Origin of the sequence: Arenibaculum pallidiluteum, from assembly GCF_017355985.1 — a bacterium.
GTDB lineage: Bacteria > Pseudomonadota > Alphaproteobacteria > Azospirillales > Azospirillaceae > Arenibaculum > Arenibaculum pallidiluteum.
The window spans coordinates 465619-483020 of sequence record NZ_JAFIQU010000003.1 but is presented as its reverse complement, the minus strand read 5'-3'; the positions used below and the strand labels follow the sequence as shown (position 1 = coordinate 483020).

The window sequence follows — 17402 nt, the reverse complement described above, 5'->3', positions numbered from 1 at the left end:
CGCTAGTTAGGCGTCCGCGGGCAAGGTTTGCAAACGGTTCTTAACCGCAGCGCCTGCGCTCCAGTGCCGCGCCGGGATCCTGGCTGCGCCTATTCCTCCGGACCGTCTGCGTCCTCGTCCGCGCTGGCGGATTCTGGAAGCGCGTCGCCGCCGCCGGGAACGCTCGCCAGAACGGGCCGCGAATCCAGGAGTCCGGCGGCCTTCAGCTCGTCCACCCCGGGCAGGTCCCGGAGCGATTCTAGACCGAAATGGTCGAGGAACCCGTCGGTCGTCAGCCATGTCAGGGGTCGGCCCGGCGTCTCCTTGCGCTTGCCCGGCCGCACCCATCCCGCCTCCATCAGCAGGTCGAGCGTCCCCTTGCTCGTCGCGACGCCCCGGATGCTCTCGATCTCGGCGCGGGTGACAGGGTCGCCCTTCGCGTGCTGATAGGCGATGATCGACAGCGTCTCCACCGCTGCCCGCGAAAGCCGGCGCGTGACCTCGGTGTCGACCCGCAGCTTGTCCGCAAGGTCGGGTGCCGTGCGGAACCACCAGCGCCCGCCGGTGCAAACGAGGTTGACGCCCCGGAACCGGTAGATCTCGCGGAGTTCGTCAAGCAGTGCGCCGAGATCCGCCTCATCGCCCATGCGTGCCGCCAGCGTTCGCTGGTCCAGAGGCTCCACCGCCGCGAAGAGCAGCGCCTCGAGCAGCCGCAGCTTCTGGTTTCGGGGATCGAGATCGGGCGAAAGGCCGGTCATGACCTCATTCCATCGCCCGCGCGCGCCGCAGGTAAATGGGGGCGAATGCCCCGTCCTGGCGCAGCTCCAGCGCCCCTTCCTTGGCGAGCTGGAGGCTTGCGAGGAAGGTCGAGGCAAGGGCCGAGCGGCCGGTCAGCCCGTCCGTGATGCCGGCGGGCATGAAGCTCGCCAGGGTGGACCAGTCCGGCATCCGCCCCAGGAGCCCCGAAAGCCGTTCAAGCGCCTCCTCCAGCGAGAAGAGCTGGAGCGGCGGCGGCCGCCACGTCCCGAACTCCTGGCGCCGCTTGTGGTCGGCATAGGCCTTCAGCAGATCGTAGAGCGAGAGGTCGTAGACGGAAGTCGCGACCACCCGGATTCCCTCGGGCGCCCCACGCGGATGGACGTCGCGTCCGAGCTGTGGGCGCGCCAGCAGCCGGGCTCCGGCCTGCTGCATGGCTTCGAGCCGCCGCAGCTGGAACGCCAGCGCCTCGGCCATCTCCTCGCCCGAGGGCTCCTGGCTCTCGGGCTCGGGCAGCAACAGGCGGGACTTCAGATAGGCAAGCCAGGCAGCCATCACGAGGTAGTCCGCGGCCAGTTCCAGCCGCACCCGCCTGGCCGCGGCAACGAAAGCCAGGTACTGGTCGGCGAGCTGCAGGATCGACAGGCGCGTCAAGTCGACCTTCTGGTCGCGCGCAAGCGCCAGCAGCAGGTCGATCGGCCCCTCGTAGCCGTCCAGCGAGAGCACCAGCGCGCCGTCCTCCGCCGCGGGAGCGTCGCGGGGCGGATCCTCCTCGAAGGGCGCGGTCGGGGGCGCGCACATGATCACGCCAGGCCCGCCAGGCCGAAGATCGCTTGCTGGATCGCGCGGATCGGGGGGCCCAGCAGCGTCCCGAAGAGATTGAAGCTATAGCCGAGCCGGCTCGCCAGGAAAGGCAGCAGGAACAGCGCGCCGAGAAGGATCAGGATGCCGTAGGGCTCGATGCGGCCATAGACCTGCGCGAGCCTCGGCGGCAGCAGCCCGGCGACGACACGCCCGCCGTCGAGCGGCGGCAGCGGGATCATGTTGAAGACCGCCAGGAGCACGTTCACCTGGACGGATACCACCAGCACCCGCTCGAGCCATGCGCCGACGAACTCCGGGAGCAGGATGGCGAGGTGGATCAGGAAGGCCGAGGCGAGCGCCAGCAGGATGTTCACGCCGGGCCCCGCCAGCGCCACCAGCATCATGCCGAAACGCGGATTCCGCAGCCGGTGGAACGCAACGGGCACGGGCTTCGCCCAGCCGAACAGCGCGCCGCCGGCCAGGGCGAGCATGCCGGGGAGGATAATGGTCCCGAACGGGTCGACGTGCCGGATGGGGTTGAAGCTCACGCGGCCCAGCATCCGCGCCGTGTCGTCGCCGAGCTTCCAAGCGGCCCAGCCGTGGGCTGCCTCGTGAAGCGTGATGGCGACGATCACCGCGGGGGCGATGAAGGACAGCTCGAACAGGAACTGTTCGATGGACATGTCCATCATGCGTCGGCCCCGCCCAGCAGCTCGTCCATGCGCGCGCGCAGCGCCTTCGGATCAATGGGGCTCGGCACGCGCAGCCGCTCATGCGCCGCGATCCAGCGAGCCCAGCCGGCGTCGTCCATGGGCCGGACCGCGCCTGCGACGGCCCGCATCTCGGCCATGTCGCCGTTGCAGTGCACGGCGACATCGCAGCCTGCGTCCAGCAGTGCCCGCGTCCGCGCGGCCATGTCCCCGGCCAGCGCCTGCATCGACATGTCGTCGGACAGCAGCAGGCCCCCGAAACTAAGCGCACCCCGGATCGTCTCGCCGATCACCGTCGGAGAGACGCTCGCCGGGCGTTCGGAATCGATGGCGGTGTAGACGACATGGGCGACCATGCCGATGGGCATGTCGGCCAGAACGGTGAACGGGACGAAGTCGGTGCGCGCGAGTTCGACCCGGTCGGCCTCGACCACGGGCAGCTCGAGATGGCTGTCGGCGAAGGCGCGTCCGTGACCCGGCAGGTGCTTGACCACGGGCAGGACCCCGGCATCGAGGAAGCCGAGGCAGCTCACCCGCGCGAGCGCCCCGACCATCTCCGGGTCGTCGCAGAACGCGCGGTCGCCGATCACGTCGTGCGCGCCCTGCACGGGCACGTCGCAGACCGGCGCGCAATCGATGGTGATGCCGAGCTCGTGGAGCATGTGGCCGATCAGCCGCCCGTTGATCCAGGCGGCCTCGGCCGCTGCTTCCGGGTCGCCGAGCGCGATGTCCCCGATGCGGCGCAGTGGTGGGTGGGCCGGCCAGTGCGGCGGCCGCAGCCGAGCGACGCGCCCTCCCTCCTGGTCGATCATCACGGGAGCGTCCGGACGGTCGACGCTGGCGCGCATGTCGTCGACAAGGCGCCGGACCTGCTCGGGGTCGCCGCAGTTGCGCCGGAACAGGATGAAGCCGAAGGGATCGGCGTCCCGGAAGAAGGCGCGTTCCTCGTCGGACAGCGCCAAGCCGGAGCAGCCGAAGACGGCTGCGGCAGGTTTTGATCGGGTCACGTCAGGGTCGTACCAGGAGGCAGCCCACGTTCTGGGCCTTCAGGGCTGTGCAGACCGCGGAGGCGCGGGCCTCGTCCACCGGTCCGAGCTGGACGCGGTAGTAGGTGCCCTTGGCGCCGAGATCGGCACGGGTGATGGTGGCGGGCAACGATCCCAGCTCCGACGGGAAGCGGCGCTGCAGCCGGCTCAGCTCGGATTTCGCGGTCTCGGCGCTCGGCACGGAGGCGATCTGGAGTCGTATCCCGCCCCGCGCCGGGGCCGCAGGGGCGGCCGCGGGCGGTAGCGTCGCGACCTGCGGCAGCCGGGCGACGGGCGGTGCGGTCGACACCGCCGCGGCCGGGGGCGCATGCTCCATCGGGGCCGCCGGCGCGGGCTGGATCTTCGCGATCGGCGGGGCGACCACCGGACCTTCGGCCGCGACCGAGATCGCCGGGGACGGCTCCGGCTCGTCCGGGGCAAGCGGAGGGGCCGACGGCGACGCGGCCGGCTCCGGCGCGGGTGCCGGCTCCGGCTTCGGCATGGGCTCCTCGGGGCCCGGGAGCAGGCGCTCGATCTTTCCGGTTCCGGCGCGGCCCGGGTGAAGCCGCTCATAGACCAGCTTGTCCTGGTGCGGCACCTCCATGCCGCCCGGCTGGTCAGGCCGGATCTTGGTGGGCGCGGTGCTCGCCTGGATCAGGGGCGGCGGCCCATCGGACCGCCCGCCGGATCCCGCGGCGTACCAGGCCACCGCAGAAAGGGTCGCGAGCAGCGCGCCGCCTCCGGCGAGCACCACCAGCCGGCGCGGACCCGATCGGCCGCGGGGCTGCCAGCGGGGATCGCGGTCCCCGCCATATCCCGGATCGGACCCGTCCTCCGCGCCCGGGCGGCTTGCGAACAGGCTCATCCGCGCATCTCCTCGACCGGGACCACGCCCATGACGCCAAGGCCGGACGCGATCACCGTGGCGACGGCCTTTACGAGCGCGAGGCGGGCGCGCGTCAGCTCGGTGTCGCCCTCGATCAGGAATCGCAGCGTCGCGTCGTCCTTCCCCTTGTTCCATAGCCCGTGGAAAGCGGCCGCCAGGTCGTAGAGATAGAATGCGATGCGGTGCGGCTCCCGGCTTTCGGCCGCGCTCTCGACGATGCGGGGCCAGTTGGCCATCAGCTTCACGATCTCGAGCACCTCGGGCTCGGCCAGCCGATGCAGCGGCGCATCCGCCAGGGCGGGACCCGACAGGTCGGCGCCCGGATCCGCCTCGGCGGCGTGGCGCAGCACCGAACAGCAACGCGCATGGGCGTACTGCACGTAGAAGACCGGGTTGTCCTTGGACTGCTCGGTGACCTTGGCGTAGTCGAATTCGAGCGTCTGGTCGGAACGCCGCGTCAGCATGATGAAGCGGACGACGTCGCGGCCGACCGCGTCGAGCACGTCGCGCAGCGTCACGAAGGTACCGGCGCGCTTGCTCATCTTAACCGGCTGGCCCTTGTCCATCAGGTGGACGAGCTGGCACAGCAGCACCTCGAGCGAGCCCTGCCCGCCCGAGACCGCCCGGGTAGCGGCCTGCATGCGCTTCACGTAGCCGCCGTGGTCCGCCCCCAGCACGTCGATCAGCAGCGGCGCGCCGCGCCGGAACTTGTCGTAATGGTAGGCGATGTCGTTGGCGAAGTAGGTGTAGGAGCCGTCCGACTTCTTCAGCGGCCGGTCCACGTCGTCGCCGAACTCGGTCGCCTTGAACAGCGTCTGCGGCCGGGGCTCCCACTCCTCGGGCTTCTTGCCCTTGGGCGGCTCCAGCACGCCGGTGTAGATCAGCCCCTGCCCCTCCAGCGCGTTCAGCGCCGCGTCCACGGCCCCGCTGCGGACCAACGCGCGCTCGGACGAGAAGACCTGCTCGCCCACGCCCAGCGCCTTCAGGTCCTCGCGGATACCCTTCATGATCTCGTCGATGGCGAAGTCTCGCACCGCCGGCAGCCACTCGGACTCCGGCGCATCGGCCCAGCGGCGTCCGTCGCGCGCCGCCAGCGCCTCGCCCACGTCGCGCAGGTACTCGCCGGGATAGAGCCCAGGGGGGATGGTCCCGACATCCTCCCCGAGGGCCTCGCGGTAGCGCAGGTAGGCCGAGCGGGCCAGCACCTCGACCTGCGCGCCGGCGTCGTTGATGTAATACTCGCGTGTGACGCTGTATCCCGCCTTCTCCAGCAGGTTGGCCAAGGCGTCGCCGACCACTGCGCCGCGGGCATGGGCGGCATGCAGGGGACCCGTCGGGTTCGCTGAGACGTACTCGACGTTCACGCCGCGTCCGGCGCCCGACCGGCCGGAGCCGTAGACGGTTCCCTGCTGGAGGATCGGGCGCAGCCGCTCGCGCCAGGATTCGTCGCTGAGCCGCAGGTTCACGAAGCCAGGGCCCGCCACCTCGACCGCGGTCACCTGCGGCAGCGCCCGCAGGCGGCCGGCGATCGCCTCGGCGAGGTCGCGCGGCTTCTGGCCCGCGGGCTTGGCGAGCACCATCGCCGCGTTGGTGGAGAGGTCGCCATGGGCGGCCTCCCGCGGGGGCTCCACCGCCACCCGCGCGAAGTCGAGGCCGGCCGGCAGGGCTCCCTCGGCAACCAGGGCGTCGAGGATGCCGCGGAGATCGGCGGCGAAATCGTGGAACAGATTCATCAGACCTTGGAATCCATGTCGAACAGGCGCCGGTGCTCGGCCAGGGCGAAGCGGTCGGTCATGCCGGCAATATAGTCGGCGACGAGCCGGGCGCGCAGAGTCATGTCGGTGACGCCCCCCTGCTCCGCCATCTCGGCCTGCCATTCGCCGGGCAGGCATTCGGGTTCCGAGAGGAAGAGCTCGAACAGGTCGCGCACGACCCGGCGCGACTTGCTCATGACCCGGTTGACCTTATAGTGCCGGTACATGCGGGTTTTCAGGAAGGCGCGCAAGACCCGATCATGGTCGCGCATCGTCTCGCTGAAGGCGATCACCGGCCCGCCGGACCGGCGCACGGCGGCGGGATCCCCGGGCCCGAGGGTGGCGAGGCGTCGCCGGCTTTCCGTCAGCAGGTCCGTCACCATCGCGTCGATCATGCGCCGGACCGTCTCGTGAATCAGGCGGCCGCGGTCGAGATGGGGATAGCGCGCGCAGACGTCGCGGGTGATCGCCCCGACCAACGGCAGCTCCTCGAGATCGGCGAGATCGAAGAGCCCGGCCCGCAGGCCGTCATCGACGTCATGATTGTTGTAGGCGATATCGTCCGCCAGCGCAGCGACCTGGGCCTCTGCCGAGGGCCAGGTGTCGAGTTCCAGGTCCCAGACGTCGCGGAACGCTGCGATGGTGCTCGGCAGCGGCCGGCCGGGCTGCTCGGGCAAGACCGGGCCATTGTGCTTCACGACTCCCTCGAGCGTCTCCCATGTCAGGTTCAGCCCGTCGAACTCCGCATAGCGGCGCTCCAGCCGCGTCAGGACGCGCAGTGTCTGGTCATTGTGCGAGAATCCGCCATAGGGCTGCATGCACAGGTCCAGCGCGTCCTCTCCGGCATGCCCGAAGCAGGTGTGGCCGAGGTCGTGGGCGAGCGCCACCGCCTCGGCCAGGTCCTCGTCCAGGCCGAGGTTGCGCGAGATCGACCGGGCGATCTGGGCGACCTCCAGGCTGTGGGTCAGCCGCGTCCGGTAGTAGTCGCCCTCGTGGTAGACGAAGACCTGAGTCTTGTACTTGAGCTTCCGGAACGCGCCGGAATGGATGATCCGGTCCCGGTCCCGCTGATATGGCGAGCGCGTGGCGCTCTCCGGCTCGGGGAAGAGCCGCCCGCGGCTGAGCCCGGCCCGGCACGCATAGGGAGCGAGGCTCGCGGTCCAGTGCGCTGCGGGCGGGTCCGTGGTCATGGACCCGGACAGTACCGAGACAATCGGGCCGATTTCAACTGGATCCACCTGTTTGCGGATCGGCTCCGAGACCCTACATTTGCAGGGAATGATCCACACTCGGTGCGACAGGAGCGAATCATGGCCGAACAGGCGCTTCGGGACGAGGCCCCTACGGACGGCGCGCGCGCGGTTGCGCTGACGGAATCGGCTGCGCGGCGGGTTGCCGCCCTTCGCGCGGCGGAGGGTGACCCGGCCCTGATGCTGAGGATCACCGTTTCCGGCGGTGGCTGCTCGGGCTTCCAGTACGGCTTCGGCTTTGACCGCGCGGTGAACGAGGACGACGCCGTCTTCGAGCGTGACGGCGTGAAGCTGGTCGTCGATGAGGTTTCGCTGGACCTGCTGGCCGGGTCGGAGGTCGACTTCGTCGAGGACCTCATGGGCGCCGCGTTCCAGATCCGCAACCCGAACGCGACGTCCTCCTGCGGCTGCGGATCCAGCTTCGCGATTTGATGGGCGGGGCGCGGCGCGCTATCCAGGAGCACTGGATCAACCGCGGCCCGGCCCTGCCATGAAGATCGCAACCTGGAACGTGAACTCCGTCAAGGCGCGCCTGCCGAACGTGACGGGCTGGCTCGCCGCGGCGCGGCCCGACGTGCTGCTGCTTCAGGAGATCAAGTGCGAGACCGCCGCCTTCCCGGCGGCCGCCTTCGCCGATCTCGGCTATAATGCCGCGGTCCTCGGGCAGAAGAGCTACAACGGCGTCGCGATTCTCTCGACGGCACCCATCGAGGACCTGCGAGAGGGGCTGCCGGGCGATCCCGACGACCCCCAGGCCCGCTACATCGAGGCGACGGTCCGCGGCGTCCGCCTAGCCTCCATCTACCTGCCCAACGGAAATCCCGTGGGCACCGAGAAGTATCCCTACAAGCTGCGATGGATGGAGCGTCTGCGCGCCCATGCGCAGTCGCTGCTGAACCTCGCTGTGCCAGTCGTTCTCGGCGGCGACTACAACGTGATTCCCGAGCCGCGCGACGTCTACGCACCGCAGCAGTGGGCCGAGGACGCCCTTTTCCGCATCGAAACCCGGCGCGCCTTCCGTACGATCGTCAACCTCGGCTACACCGACGCGTTCCGGGCCGTGAACCCCGATCAGCAGCGCGCCTTCACCTTCTGGGACTATCAGGCGGGCGCCTGGCCCCGCGACCTCGGGCTGAGGATCGACCATTTCCTGCTGAGCCCGCAGGCGGCCGACCGGCTGCAGGACTGTCGCATCGACCGCGCCCCTAGGGGCGAGGAGAAGGCGTCCGACCACACCCCGGTCATCCTCGACCTGCTCGACTGAACCGCGAATAGCGCCCGTCCGGCTCCTGCCCGCAACGCCCCTTGCACCTCTCCGCCGCCGTCCTACACTCGCGCGATGGTTGATCGCTACACGGCCGCACACTTCCTGGACGACGGGAAGAAGGTGCAGGAGGACCGCCGCTCTGCGACCGAGCTGGTCAGGGCACTGGAACGCTTGGCCGCGGAGGCGGTCGGCTTGGCCGGGCGCGCGACCTCCGGGCGCCAGCGCCATCCCCTCGGCGGCTACCGGCGCTTCCGGCAAAAATATGATGATTGCCGCGCACTGGTATCGCTCATCGAGATGCGGCTTGCTGCGCTAGACGGGGAAAGGGCGGATCGGTTGCGCGAGGAGTTCTCGCGTCTCGACCAACTCATGCTGACCCTGCTGGTGCGCACCGCCAGCCGGTTTTTCGGCCGGCTCGCCCAAGCGCCGGCGATCCCGCTGGGCGCGCGCGAGGCCTTCGAGAACGAGATCGCCCTTCTGGCCGAGACTCGCGCCCGCCTTCTGGCGCAGGACGATGCAGGCGGCATCGATCCGGCGCTTCCGGTCCTGCTGGAGGCTGCCGTGAGCGACATCGCCGCGGTGATGGAACGCGTCCCGCCCCTGCCGGACTTCTCGCGCCGCGCCAGGAAGGCGCTACCGGTTCCCTGAGCCACTGCAGGCCCCGGGACCGCGCTGCGGTCCCGGGGCACAGCTGTCAGTAGCTGTCGGAGCGCCCGGAGGCGGCCGTGGCCCCCGCGCCGGCACCGCCTGTCGTCGCCGCGGACGTGCCGGTCGTACCGGTCGTGCCGCTGGCGCTACCGGCTCCCAGGCCGGTCCCCAGACCGGATCCCAGGCTCCCGGTTCCTGTCCCGCCGAGCCCACTTCCGGTGCTGCCGGTCCCGGTCCCCAGTGCGCCGGATGCGCCCGTCGAGCCGGTTGCCGTTCCGGATTGTCCGCTGGAGGAAGAGCCGGTCCCGCCAGCGTCGCGCAGCCCGCCGGTCATGCCCATCCCGCCGGTCGCGCCGGCGGTGCCCCGGCCCTCCATCATGCCCATGGTCCCGGAGAATCCGCCGGAACCCTGCTGGCGAACCCGGAGGTTGTTCTGGACGTGCCGCACGCCCGAGACCGCCTCGGCGATGTCCTCCGCGCGCCGCTTGGCGTTGCGGTTATCGACGGTACCGCTCAGCGTGACTTCGCTGCCCGAGACCGTCACGTCGATATCCGTGGCATCGACCAGCGAGTCGTCGGTCAGGCGGTCGCTGACATCCTCGCGGATCCTGTCGTCCGAACGGGTGTAGCCCCGCGGACCACGGCCCCGGTGATGCTGCGCGCCGGAGTCACCCGCCTCGGCGTCGCGGCGGCGGCGGCGCTCGGCATCGTCGTCGCCGAACCAGGAGGCGATCTCGTCGCCTGCCCGCTCGAAGAAGCCGCGGTCGTCGCCGCGACCACCTTCGCCCCTGCGGCCCCGCTCGGCGCCGTAGCGGCCCGCATAGCCGGTCTCGGACTGGCTGCCGCGGATCGGCTGCCCGTAATAGGGCCCGCCCCATTCGCGATTGCCGTAGTTCGACCGCTCCTCCGAGGCATAGCCGCGACGGTCGCTGCCACCCTCATAGCCGTAGCCCTGCCCCTCACCATAGCCGCGGCCCTCGCCGGAGGCCCGGCTTTCGCCATAGCCCCGGTTCTCGCCGTAGCCGCGCCCGCCACCATGGCCGCGCTCGCCACCATAGCCGCGATCTGCGCCGTAACCGCGACCGCTGGAATACCCGCGATCCTCGCCATAGACGTTGGCCGAGCCGTAGCCGCGGTTCTCATAGCCCGGGCTGTCGCCATAGCCCTGGCCGCCGAAGCGGCCGCGACGACCGTCGTCCTCACCGCGTTGCGGCCGGTACTGGCCGCCGGCGCCGCCGGAATATTCGCCGCCGTAGAAGCCGCGCTGATAGTCGCCGGTCTCATCCCGGCGGCCTCCATAGCCCTGTCCATATCCCTGGCCGCGATAGCCTTCGTCACGGCTGCCGTAGCCCATTCCCGTGCTGCGCCCCTCACGCCCGAAATCCTGGTCCTCGTCGTAGACCCGGTAGCGTCCGCGGCGCCGATCCTGGTAGTCGGCCATGGTCGGAATCCTCCGTTTCGTGGTGAGCCGTCTTACGGCGGCATCCCAGCAACAGGACCCGTATGGGCCGGTTCCGGCTTCACGATCCCTCAACGATTGAGAACGAGTTTATTGCGTATCCAGAACGATCCGGTGGCCCATGCTCGCGATCTCCTTCTGCGGACCGATGACCCCGGCGGCGGTGAAGCCCCTGAAGGCCGCCTGCTGCAACGCCGTGAACAAGCAGGCGGCCGAGCTGACCCTGCTTTTCGGCAGCGCCGGCGGCTCAATCGACGTGGCCTTCGACCTTTATCATTTCCTGAAGGCGCTGCCGTTGCGCCTGACCATTCACAACACGGGGATGGTCGGGTCCATGGCGACGCTGGTCTTCCTTGCGGGACAGGTCCGGCGCACGGCCGAGCAGGCGGTCTTCCTGTTCCACGACATGAGCTGGACCTACGGCGAGCCGCAGACCGTCGCGGCCACGACCCTCGGCGAGCAGGCCCTGCTTCTGGAAAGCGCGCGCAGCCGCATGAAGCAGGTCTTCCGCAGCCATACCGCCCTTGACGAGGAGCGCCTGGAACGCCTGCATTTCATGCGCGAGCCCGTGATCCTGGACGCGCGGGCCGCGCTCGACGCGGGGATCGTGCAGGAGATCTGCGACCCGAAGCTACGCTACGGCACGGAGCTTTATGCGGCCGAGTGGCCATGAGGCGCCGATCCTAGCTCCTCCGTTCGGCTGGACGCCCCCGCCCTATGGGAAGGGACCGGCCGGACGGGCCAGCTTGTGGAATTAAGCCGGGCGCGGCCGTGATCCCGGCGGCCTTCCCGTCCGTTCGCTCTTCGGCACCGGACGGCAGGCACGCTCACAGGCACGGTCAATGGCGGCGACGCGAATTCCCTCCTTCGAGACGCGCGACGGGTTCGGCCCCGTCCCGCCCCATGTGGACGATCGGCTGTCCTGGGCGCTGGAGGCCTGGCTGGACAGGGACTATGCCCGTTGCGAAGCGCTGCTGTGGGATGCGCACCGGCTCGGTCCGGGCGTGCCGGCGCCGCTCTTCGAGCTGTGCCGCTTCTATCAACGCCAGGGAGAACTGGCCGAGGCCGAGCGCGTCGCTTGGATAGGCCTTGCCGCAGCGGAGCGGACCGCCGGGCTGTCCGCGGACTGGCGCGACCTATCGGTTGCCGACATCGGCGCAGCCGCGCGACCGATCTCCCAGTTCGCGCTCGTGATGCTGAAGGCGCTGGCCGAGATCCGGCTGCGCCGCGGCGCCTATGCCGAGGCAGGAGCCATGCTGGAGCGTCTCGAGGAGCTGGACCCTTCCGACACCGTCGGGCATCGCGCCGTGTCGTCCCTGTTCGGCTGGCCGGAGGGCTGATCGCCCACCCTCGCGCGGCTTGACCGCGCCGTCACCCATCCTGTAATCGCTGGACGCCCGCGCCGGATGGGTGGCCGAGTGGTTTAAGGCTCCAGTCTTGAAAACTGGCGTACTCGCAAGGGTACCGTGGGTTCGAATCCCACCCCATCCGCCATGCGGTCGCACACGGCTCCGCTCCTTCTATGACGGCCGCCCGCCATGAGTTCCGTGCATCGCGCCTTTTCGCAGGTCTCGCCCGTTGCCGAGCTCTACAAGGTCGCGGTCGAGACGGACGACCGGACCTTCCTGTTCCCCGCGGGCAAGTACGTGTCCCAGGTCGTGGTGTCGGCCCATGGCGACCGAACGGTTCGCTTGTCAGCGATCTTCGGCTTCAACGAGAGCCACACGGATCCGGAGTTCGCCCGGTTCGGCCTGGACGAGGCCCGGGACCTTGCCCGCGCGATGGTCGAAGCCGTCTATCAGGGCCGCACGCAGCACGTGCTGAGCGACGCCGCCAAGGCCGCGATCGTCTTCAACCCCAACGGCTTCGTCCTGCGTTTCGGCGAGGGCGCCGCGCTGGTCGAGCTCTTCATCGCGTCGCCGGCGATCCTGCGCCTCGCGCAGGGGATCATGCGCGCAGTGGACCGGCTGGAGGCACCTGCCCCTCATTGAGCGTGGCGGCCCTGCGTGGGGGTGACTCGGAGTCGCCCTTGACCTCCGCGCGGAAGGATAAATTTCAGGTCCTGCCTCCCGGAACGTGCACGCACTCGCGATGTTGGCAACCAATATGGCCCCAACAGCGCAAGGATCCTCGATGCACCTCGATCCCAAGCGCCGCGAAGAACTCGCGATGCGCCGCTATCAGGCCTCCGATCGGGCAGGCGTGGAATGGCACCGGCGGCCCGAATGGGTGCGCCAAGCCTTCCGCGATGCCGTCGAGCGCGAGCACGAAGCCGTGGCGCCGTCCGCCTTCGACCCGTCCGCCGCGGGCCTCGTCCCACGGTGAACCCGCGCTTCCCCACACACCGGCCGGGAATGCCGGCGTGATGCTTCGGGAAGAGACTTGTTGACCCGTTCCATGACCCGGCCGCCCCGTCCGATCCGCGGTGCGTCCGGAGGGAGGACCGACGGCGGCGGGCGCTGACCTGCCCTTCCGCCGGGCGGGGATCCCGCCCCCGAGCGCCGAGCGTCCTGAACAGGTTCCCGTCGCCGGGAGCACTGCCCCGGGCATGTCGGCGGCGGGGCCGCAGGAGCGCCGCGACAGGCGAAGCGGCCTCCATGATCAGTTCGAGGATCTAGGTGGGACCGGCCTCAACCGTCCGGACCCCGTAGTGCCGAGGAGGGGGAAGCGAGAGCATGGTGAATTCCGCGACCGCCCAGGACACCGGGCTCAACCGTTACGTTCAGGAGGCCAACGGCTTCCCGATGCTGTCCGTCGAGGACGAGCAGGCCTATGCGACGGCGTGGCGGGAGCGCCGCGACGCGGCCGCCCTGCGCCTCCTCGTCGGCAGCCATCTGCGCCTGGTGATCAAGATCGCCCGCGGCTTTTCCGGCTATGGACTGCCGCTCTCCGACCTGATCGCTGAAGGAAACGTGGGCCTGATGCAGGCTGCCGAGAAATTCGAACCGGCCAAGGGTTTCCGCTTCGCCACCTATGCCATGTGGTGGGTCCGGGCGGCGGTGCAGGAATACATCCTCCACAACTGGTCGCTGGTGAAGATCGGAACCACCGCGGCTCAGAAGAAGCTCTTCTTCAACCTTCGCCGCATCAAGGGCCGAATGCAGGCGCTCGAGCAGGGCGACCTGCCGCCGGATGCGCTCGCCACCATCGCGCGCGAGCTCGACGTCTCGGAAGCCGAGGTCCGGGAGATGAACCGGCGCCTCGCGGCCGTCGACAGCTCGCTGAACGTCACGGTCGGCGAGGAAGGCGAGAGCGACTGGCTGGAGATGCTGGCGGACGACCGCCCGACCCAGGAGGCCGTGGTGGTCGAGGCCGGAGAGATGCGCCTGCGCCGGCAGCTCCTCGACCGCGCCATGCGGACGCTGAACCCGCGTGAGCGCCACATTCTGGCGGAGCGCCGCCTGAAGGACGAGCCCTCGACCCTCGAGGAACTCAGCAGCCAGTACGCGGTCTCGCGCGAGCGGATCCGGCAGATCGAGGTGCGCGCCTTCGAGAAGCTGCGCCGATCCGTGCTCGTCGCCGCCCAATCCCTGCGCACCCGCCAGCCGATCCACGCCTGACGGCGCCGCGCCCGTTCCACCGGTGGCTCCGGGCCGTTACCATCCGCGCCACCACATCTGCGGGGCGCGGGTAAGGGAGCATGAGCCTGCCTGATGCGGCGGAATGTCTGGCGGGACGCGTCGGCGCGGCGCTGGCGACCGCGGAGGATCCTGCGGGGGCCTTCCTGGCCGCTGTGGCCGAGGGCCCACTCGACGATCCCGTCTATGTGGTCTCGGCCATCCGCCTCGCCTTCGCGCTCGGGCTCGAAGACGCCGTCGTGATCGCCAACACGCTCGAAATTCTGGTAAATCCCCCGGAGCCGGACTGGACCGGCGACGAGGACGCCTGAAAACATGGACCTGACCCTTCCTGCTCTTCCCGCCCTGGCCGCGACGGTGCGCGTCCTCTATGTGCTCGCGATGTTCGTGGCGGCGGGCGGCGCCCTGTTCCTGACGCTGAAGACGCGGGACATGCCCGACCTCGCGCAGCGAATCCGTCCCGGGCTTCTGGCGGTGGCCGCCGCCGCGGGGAGCCTCGCCGTGCTCGACCTGGGCCCCCACGGCGCGATCCTGCGCGGCCGCGGGATCGACGGACTGTTCGAGACGGAATCCTGGTGGACCGGCTTCGCCAGCGATCGTGGCCTCGCGGTGTCGCTGCTGCTGCTGGGGCTCGGCCCGCTCGCCCTCGGGGTCGCCGGGCTCGGGCGCGGCCTCTCGGCCGTCGGCACGGTGGCGGGCGCGCTGATCGCCGTGGCATCCATGGCGGCCGACAGCGTCGCCGCCTATGCGGATCCGCGCTGGATCAGCACCACCGCCATCGTCCTGCACGGCTATGGCGCGGCCCTGTGGCTCGGCGGTCTCTGGCCGCTAACGGTCGCGCTCACGACGCAGAGTGACGAGGCGGCCGCAACCCTCGTGCGACGCTTTCTGAAGACGGCCATGGGCGCCTGGACCCTGCTCTTCGTCTCGGGTCTCGCGCTGAGCCCCGTCGCACTCGCCGAGCCCGAGGCGCTGCTCGGCACGGGCTACGGCCGGGCGTGGATCCTCAAGCTCGTCCTCGCGCTGGGCCTACTGGGTCTGGCAGCGCTGCGCACGGCCCATCTCTGGCCGCTCTTGATGGCGCACCGCCCCGGTGCCGCCGCGGCCCTGCGCGGCGCGGTTCTGACCCAGGCGGCGCTCGGATTCTCGCTCGTCCTCGTCAGCCTGGCGCTCGACATCGCACCCGTGCTGGCACCCTGAAAAGGAATCATACCACCCGTCGCAGGGGCATCGCGCGGGCCCGCTCCCCCGCCAGGCGGGATCGAGGCCCCTGCGCCGATGCCGTGTCGCGCGATGGTGCCGCGCCGGTCGAGCCGATTCAGGCTTGCGCGGCGGTAATAAAGCGTTTACCTCCACCCACCCAGCCCAACCAAAGGCATTGGGCCACTCATTTCATAAACGTAATGTTTGTATCACCGACGAATATCGATCGGCCCATGAAGAGATTCCGCCACATCGCCTCTCGTCTGCCGGCCCCGCACCGATGACGGAGACGGCGCAGAATGCCGGATCGCGGAGCCGGCCTCGCGTGATGGTGGTCGAGGACGATGCGCTGGTCGGGCTTGCGGTCCGCGTCACGCTGACGGAGCTCGGATACGAGGTGACCGGCGTCGCGGCCTCGGAGCCCGAGGCGGTCCGCTTGGCGGAGGCGACCCGGCCCGCGCTGGCCCTGATGGATATCCGCCTCAAGGGTTCCGTCGACGGTATCGACACCGCCCGCCGGCTGCGCAGCGAGTTCGGCATCCGCTCGGTCTACCTGTCGGCCTACACAGACCATCACACCATGGCGCGGGTTCACGACACCTACCCGCTGGGCTTCGTGCAGAAGCCCTATTCCGCCAGCCAGCTCCGCACCGTGCTGGACCTCGCCTTCCGCCGTCTCGGCGGCGCCTGAGCCGGATCCCCCGCCGCCATGTGGGGTCCCCTCCACCGCGGCGGAGGGGACCCGCGGGTCACTTCTGCACGAAGGCCCGGTTATAAGAGGTCACAATGGGCGAGATCAGGTAGTCCAGCGGCGTCCGCGGCGAGACCAGAATCTGAGCCTCGACCGGCATGCCCGGGATGATCCGCAGGGACCCGACCTCGTGCGGCGTCGCCCCGACGAGGCTGACGCGGACATTGTAGTAGGGCTGCTGCGTGGCCTGGTCGATCAGGCGGTCGGCCGAGACGTGCTCAACCCTGCCCGGCAGCGTGCCGATGATCCGCGTATCGTAGGCCGAAAGGGTCAGCTTCGTGTCCATGCCGGGATGGACGGCCTCGATATCCTGGGGGCGCACGCGCGCCTCGACGATCAGAGCCTGCTCGCCGGGGACGACGTCGAAGATCGCCTCGTTGGGAGCGATGACGACGCCCGCTGAGAGGTGGCGCAGCCCGACGACCAGCCCGTCCTCCGGCGCCTTGATCTCCCGCGTGGCGAGGCGGTTCGCCGCATCGCGGCGCTGCTCGACCAGCTTCGAGATCTCGGCGCGCGCGGTGGTCAGCTCGGTGAGCGACTTCTCGCGCCGCTCGTCGCGCCTCTGGGCGATCTCGCTGCGCGCTTCTGCTGCCTGCTGGCGCGACTGCGAGATGCGGGCTGCCAGTTCGCGGTCGCGGCTCTGCAGCCGCGCCTCCTCCTTCTGGAGCTCCAGCATCTTGTTCCGGGTGGCGTTGCCGTTCTCAAGCAGCCGCCGGGTGCCCCCCAGCTCCTCGCGGAGCAGTCCGAGCTCGGCACCGGTGAAGCGGCGCTGCTCGGTCAGGTTCACGGCCTCGGACTCCAGGTGCAGGACCCGCTCCTGGAGGATCTCGATCTCCTGGCGGAGCTGGACGCGGCGCACGTGGAACAGCTCGCCCTGGTTCGTGATCAGGCGTGCGACCTTGGGATCCTCGCGATAGCCGGACAGCTCGTCGGGCCAGGCGATGTCGTCCCTGTCGACGACCTCGGCCTCGAGCCGCGCCGAAAGCGCGAGCTGCGTCAGCCATTCCGCTGTCAGGATGTCGAGTCGCGCCGCGGCCTCGGTGGCATCGAGCCGGACCAGCACGTCGCCCGCGCGGATCCTGTCGCCTTCCTTCACGAGAAGCTGGCTGATGGTACCGCCCTCGGCGTGCCGGACGGTCTTGCGGCCGGTCTCGGGAACGAGGACGCCGGGCGCTATCACGGCACTGTGTAGCGGCGCGAGCGCGGCCCAGGCGCCCATGCTGCCGAAGCCGGCGACCAGCACCATGCCGCCGCCGAGAAGCAGCCCCTTTAGGGACAGCTTCGGCATCGTCGGGACGTCGGGCGACCCGCTCACGGTCTTCATCATCGGGG

20 protein-coding genes and 1 tRNA gene are annotated in these 17402 nt (G+C 70.0%); 12 read left to right on the top strand and 9 right to left on the bottom strand.

Annotated features, from left to right (window positions below; all coding sequences use genetic code 11):
- Nucleotides 1-89: 89 nt before the first annotated feature.
- The 7 genes from scpB to JUB13_RS09415 are packed head-to-tail and all read right to left on the bottom strand — an operon-like array spanning nt 90 to nt 7104.
- On the bottom strand, nt 90-737 hold the full coding sequence (gene scpB / locus JUB13_RS09445) for an SMC-Scp complex subunit ScpB (protein WP_207478540.1): 648 nt from the start codon (nt 735-737) through the stop codon (nt 90-92).
- A gap of 4 nt (nt 738-741) precedes the next feature.
- Nucleotides 742-1536 (bottom strand): segregation and condensation protein A, encoded by a 795-nt coding sequence (locus tag JUB13_RS09440; RefSeq protein ID WP_207478539.1) that lies wholly within the window; start codon nt 1534-1536, stop codon nt 742-744.
- Nucleotides 1537-1538: 2 nt separating this feature from the next.
- A complete protein-coding gene (locus JUB13_RS09435; protein WP_328702899.1) occupies nt 1539-2222 on the bottom strand; it encodes a site-2 protease family protein in 684 nt (227 codons plus the stop codon).
- 5 nt (nt 2223-2227) lie between these two features.
- Nucleotides 2228-3256: a beta-N-acetylhexosaminidase gene (gene nagZ / locus JUB13_RS09430; protein ID WP_207478537.1), complete on the bottom strand. Its 1029-nt coding sequence runs from the start codon at nt 3254-3256 to the stop codon at nt 2228-2230.
- 1 nt (nt 3257) lies between these two features.
- Nucleotides 3258-4139, bottom strand: coding sequence for an SPOR domain-containing protein (locus tag JUB13_RS09425; RefSeq protein WP_207478536.1), 882 nt, complete (start codon nt 4137-4139; stop codon nt 3258-3260).
- Nucleotides 4136-5893, bottom strand: coding sequence for an arginine--tRNA ligase (gene argS, locus JUB13_RS09420; protein ID WP_207478535.1), 1758 nt, complete (start codon nt 5891-5893; stop codon nt 4136-4138). Before argS ends, JUB13_RS09425 begins: the two co-directional genes overlap by 4 nt.
- On the bottom strand, nt 5893-7104 hold the full coding sequence (locus tag JUB13_RS09415) for a deoxyguanosinetriphosphate triphosphohydrolase (protein ID WP_207478534.1): 1212 nt from the start codon (nt 7102-7104) through the stop codon (nt 5893-5895). Before JUB13_RS09415 ends, argS begins: the two co-directional genes overlap by 1 nt.
- 120 nt (nt 7105-7224) lie before the next feature.
- Between JUB13_RS09415 and erpA the strand changes: the two genes are divergently transcribed.
- The 3 genes from erpA to JUB13_RS09400 all read left to right on the top strand — a co-directional run bounded on the left by erpA (nt 7225) and on the right by JUB13_RS09400 (nt 9079).
- A complete protein-coding gene (erpA, locus tag JUB13_RS09410) occupies nt 7225-7596 on the top strand; it encodes an iron-sulfur cluster insertion protein ErpA (RefSeq protein ID WP_207478533.1) in 372 nt (123 codons plus the stop codon).
- Nucleotides 7597-7654: 58 nt separating this feature from the next.
- On the top strand, nt 7655-8428 hold the full coding sequence (locus tag JUB13_RS09405) for an exodeoxyribonuclease III (protein ID WP_207478532.1): 774 nt from the start codon (nt 7655-7657) through the stop codon (nt 8426-8428).
- Nucleotides 8429-8503: 75 nt separating this feature from the next.
- A complete protein-coding gene (locus JUB13_RS09400) occupies nt 8504-9079 on the top strand; it encodes a hypothetical protein (RefSeq protein ID WP_207478531.1) in 576 nt (191 codons plus the stop codon).
- Nucleotides 9080-9125: 46 nt separating this feature from the next.
- Here JUB13_RS09400 and JUB13_RS09395 read toward each other — a convergent pair whose 3' ends face one another.
- Nucleotides 9126-10520 (bottom strand): BON domain-containing protein, encoded by a 1395-nt coding sequence (locus tag JUB13_RS09395; protein WP_236024832.1) that lies wholly within the window; start codon nt 10518-10520, stop codon nt 9126-9128.
- Nucleotides 10521-10659: 139 nt separating this feature from the next.
- Between JUB13_RS09395 and JUB13_RS09390 the strand changes: the two genes are divergently transcribed.
- The 9 genes from JUB13_RS09390 (at nt 10660) to JUB13_RS09350 (ending at nt 16010) form a co-directional block, all read left to right on the top strand.
- On the top strand, nt 10660-11211 hold the full coding sequence (locus tag JUB13_RS09390) for an ATP-dependent Clp protease proteolytic subunit (protein WP_207478530.1): 552 nt from the start codon (nt 10660-10662) through the stop codon (nt 11209-11211).
- Between the two features lie 169 nt (nt 11212-11380).
- Nucleotides 11381-11878, top strand: coding sequence for a tetratricopeptide repeat protein (locus JUB13_RS09385; RefSeq protein WP_207478529.1), 498 nt, complete (start codon nt 11381-11383; stop codon nt 11876-11878).
- Between the two features lie 64 nt (nt 11879-11942).
- Nucleotides 11943-12032: transfer RNA gene (locus JUB13_RS09380), tRNA-Ser, on the top strand.
- Between the two features lie 44 nt (nt 12033-12076).
- Nucleotides 12077-12529, top strand: a complete 453-nt coding sequence (locus JUB13_RS09375) for a hypothetical protein (protein WP_207478528.1) — start codon at nt 12077-12079, stop codon at nt 12527-12529.
- Nucleotides 12530-12671: 142 nt separating this feature from the next.
- Nucleotides 12672-12863 (top strand): hypothetical protein, encoded by a 192-nt coding sequence (locus JUB13_RS09370; RefSeq protein WP_207478527.1) that lies wholly within the window; start codon nt 12672-12674, stop codon nt 12861-12863.
- Between the two features lie 350 nt (nt 12864-13213).
- Nucleotides 13214-14098, top strand: coding sequence for an RNA polymerase sigma factor RpoH (rpoH, locus tag JUB13_RS09365; RefSeq protein ID WP_207478526.1), 885 nt, complete (start codon nt 13214-13216; stop codon nt 14096-14098).
- Nucleotides 14099-14178: 80 nt separating this feature from the next.
- A complete protein-coding gene (locus JUB13_RS09360; RefSeq protein ID WP_207478525.1) occupies nt 14179-14427 on the top strand; it encodes a hypothetical protein in 249 nt (82 codons plus the stop codon).
- Between the two features lie 4 nt (nt 14428-14431).
- A complete protein-coding gene (locus JUB13_RS09355) occupies nt 14432-15316 on the top strand; it encodes a CopD family protein (protein WP_207478524.1) in 885 nt (294 codons plus the stop codon).
- A gap of 331 nt (nt 15317-15647) precedes the next feature.
- A complete protein-coding gene (locus tag JUB13_RS09350) occupies nt 15648-16010 on the top strand; it encodes a response regulator (protein WP_236024856.1) in 363 nt (120 codons plus the stop codon).
- A gap of 58 nt (nt 16011-16068) precedes the next feature.
- On the opposite strand, the gene JUB13_RS09345 is transcribed toward JUB13_RS09350, so the two are convergent.
- Nucleotides 16069-17397, bottom strand: coding sequence for an HlyD family type I secretion periplasmic adaptor subunit (locus JUB13_RS09345; protein WP_207478522.1), 1329 nt, complete (start codon nt 17395-17397; stop codon nt 16069-16071).
- Nucleotides 17398-17402 lie beyond the last annotated feature (5 nt).

Bases quoted from the DNA above. Each gene is read 5' to 3' on its own strand.
- scpB (WP_207478540.1), bottom strand. From the start codon at position 737: ATGACCGGCCTTTCGCCCGATCTCGATCCCCGAAACCAGAAGCTGCGG.
- JUB13_RS09440 (WP_207478539.1), bottom strand. From the start codon at position 1,536: ATGTGCGCGCCCCCGACCGCGCCCTTCGAGGAGGATCCGCCCCGCGAC.
- JUB13_RS09435 (WP_328702899.1), bottom strand. From the start codon at position 2,222: ATGTCCATCGAACAGTTCCTGTTCGAGCTGTCCTTCATCGCCCCCGCG.
- JUB13_RS09425 (WP_207478536.1), bottom strand. From the start codon at position 4,139: ATGAGCCTGTTCGCAAGCCGCCCGGGCGCGGAGGACGGGTCCGATCCG.
- argS (WP_207478535.1), bottom strand. From the start codon at position 5,893: ATGAATCTGTTCCACGATTTCGCCGCCGATCTCCGCGGCATCCTCGAC.
- JUB13_RS09415 (WP_207478534.1), bottom strand. From the start codon at position 7,104: ATGACCACGGACCCGCCCGCAGCGCACTGGACCGCGAGCCTCGCTCCC.
- erpA (WP_207478533.1), top strand. From the start codon at position 7,225: ATGGCCGAACAGGCGCTTCGGGACGAGGCCCCTACGGACGGCGCGCGC.
- JUB13_RS09405 (WP_207478532.1), top strand. From the start codon at position 7,655: ATGAAGATCGCAACCTGGAACGTGAACTCCGTCAAGGCGCGCCTGCCG.
- JUB13_RS09400 (WP_207478531.1), top strand. From the start codon at position 8,504: ATGGTTGATCGCTACACGGCCGCACACTTCCTGGACGACGGGAAGAAG.
- JUB13_RS09395 (WP_236024832.1), bottom strand. From the start codon at position 10,520: ATGGCCGACTACCAGGATCGGCGCCGCGGACGCTACCGGGTCTACGAC.
- JUB13_RS09390 (WP_207478530.1), top strand. From the start codon at position 10,660: ATGCTCGCGATCTCCTTCTGCGGACCGATGACCCCGGCGGCGGTGAAG.
- JUB13_RS09385 (WP_207478529.1), top strand. From the start codon at position 11,381: ATGGCGGCGACGCGAATTCCCTCCTTCGAGACGCGCGACGGGTTCGGC.
- JUB13_RS09375 (WP_207478528.1), top strand. From the start codon at position 12,077: ATGAGTTCCGTGCATCGCGCCTTTTCGCAGGTCTCGCCCGTTGCCGAG.
- JUB13_RS09370 (WP_207478527.1), top strand. From the start codon at position 12,672: ATGCACCTCGATCCCAAGCGCCGCGAAGAACTCGCGATGCGCCGCTAT.
- rpoH (WP_207478526.1), top strand. From the start codon at position 13,214: ATGGTGAATTCCGCGACCGCCCAGGACACCGGGCTCAACCGTTACGTT.
- JUB13_RS09360 (WP_207478525.1), top strand. From the start codon at position 14,179: ATGAGCCTGCCTGATGCGGCGGAATGTCTGGCGGGACGCGTCGGCGCG.
- JUB13_RS09355 (WP_207478524.1), top strand. From the start codon at position 14,432: ATGGACCTGACCCTTCCTGCTCTTCCCGCCCTGGCCGCGACGGTGCGC.
- JUB13_RS09350 (WP_236024856.1), top strand. From the start codon at position 15,648: ATGGTGGTCGAGGACGATGCGCTGGTCGGGCTTGCGGTCCGCGTCACG.
- JUB13_RS09345 (WP_207478522.1), bottom strand. From the start codon at position 17,397: ATGATGAAGACCGTGAGCGGGTCGCCCGACGTCCCGACGATGCCGAAG.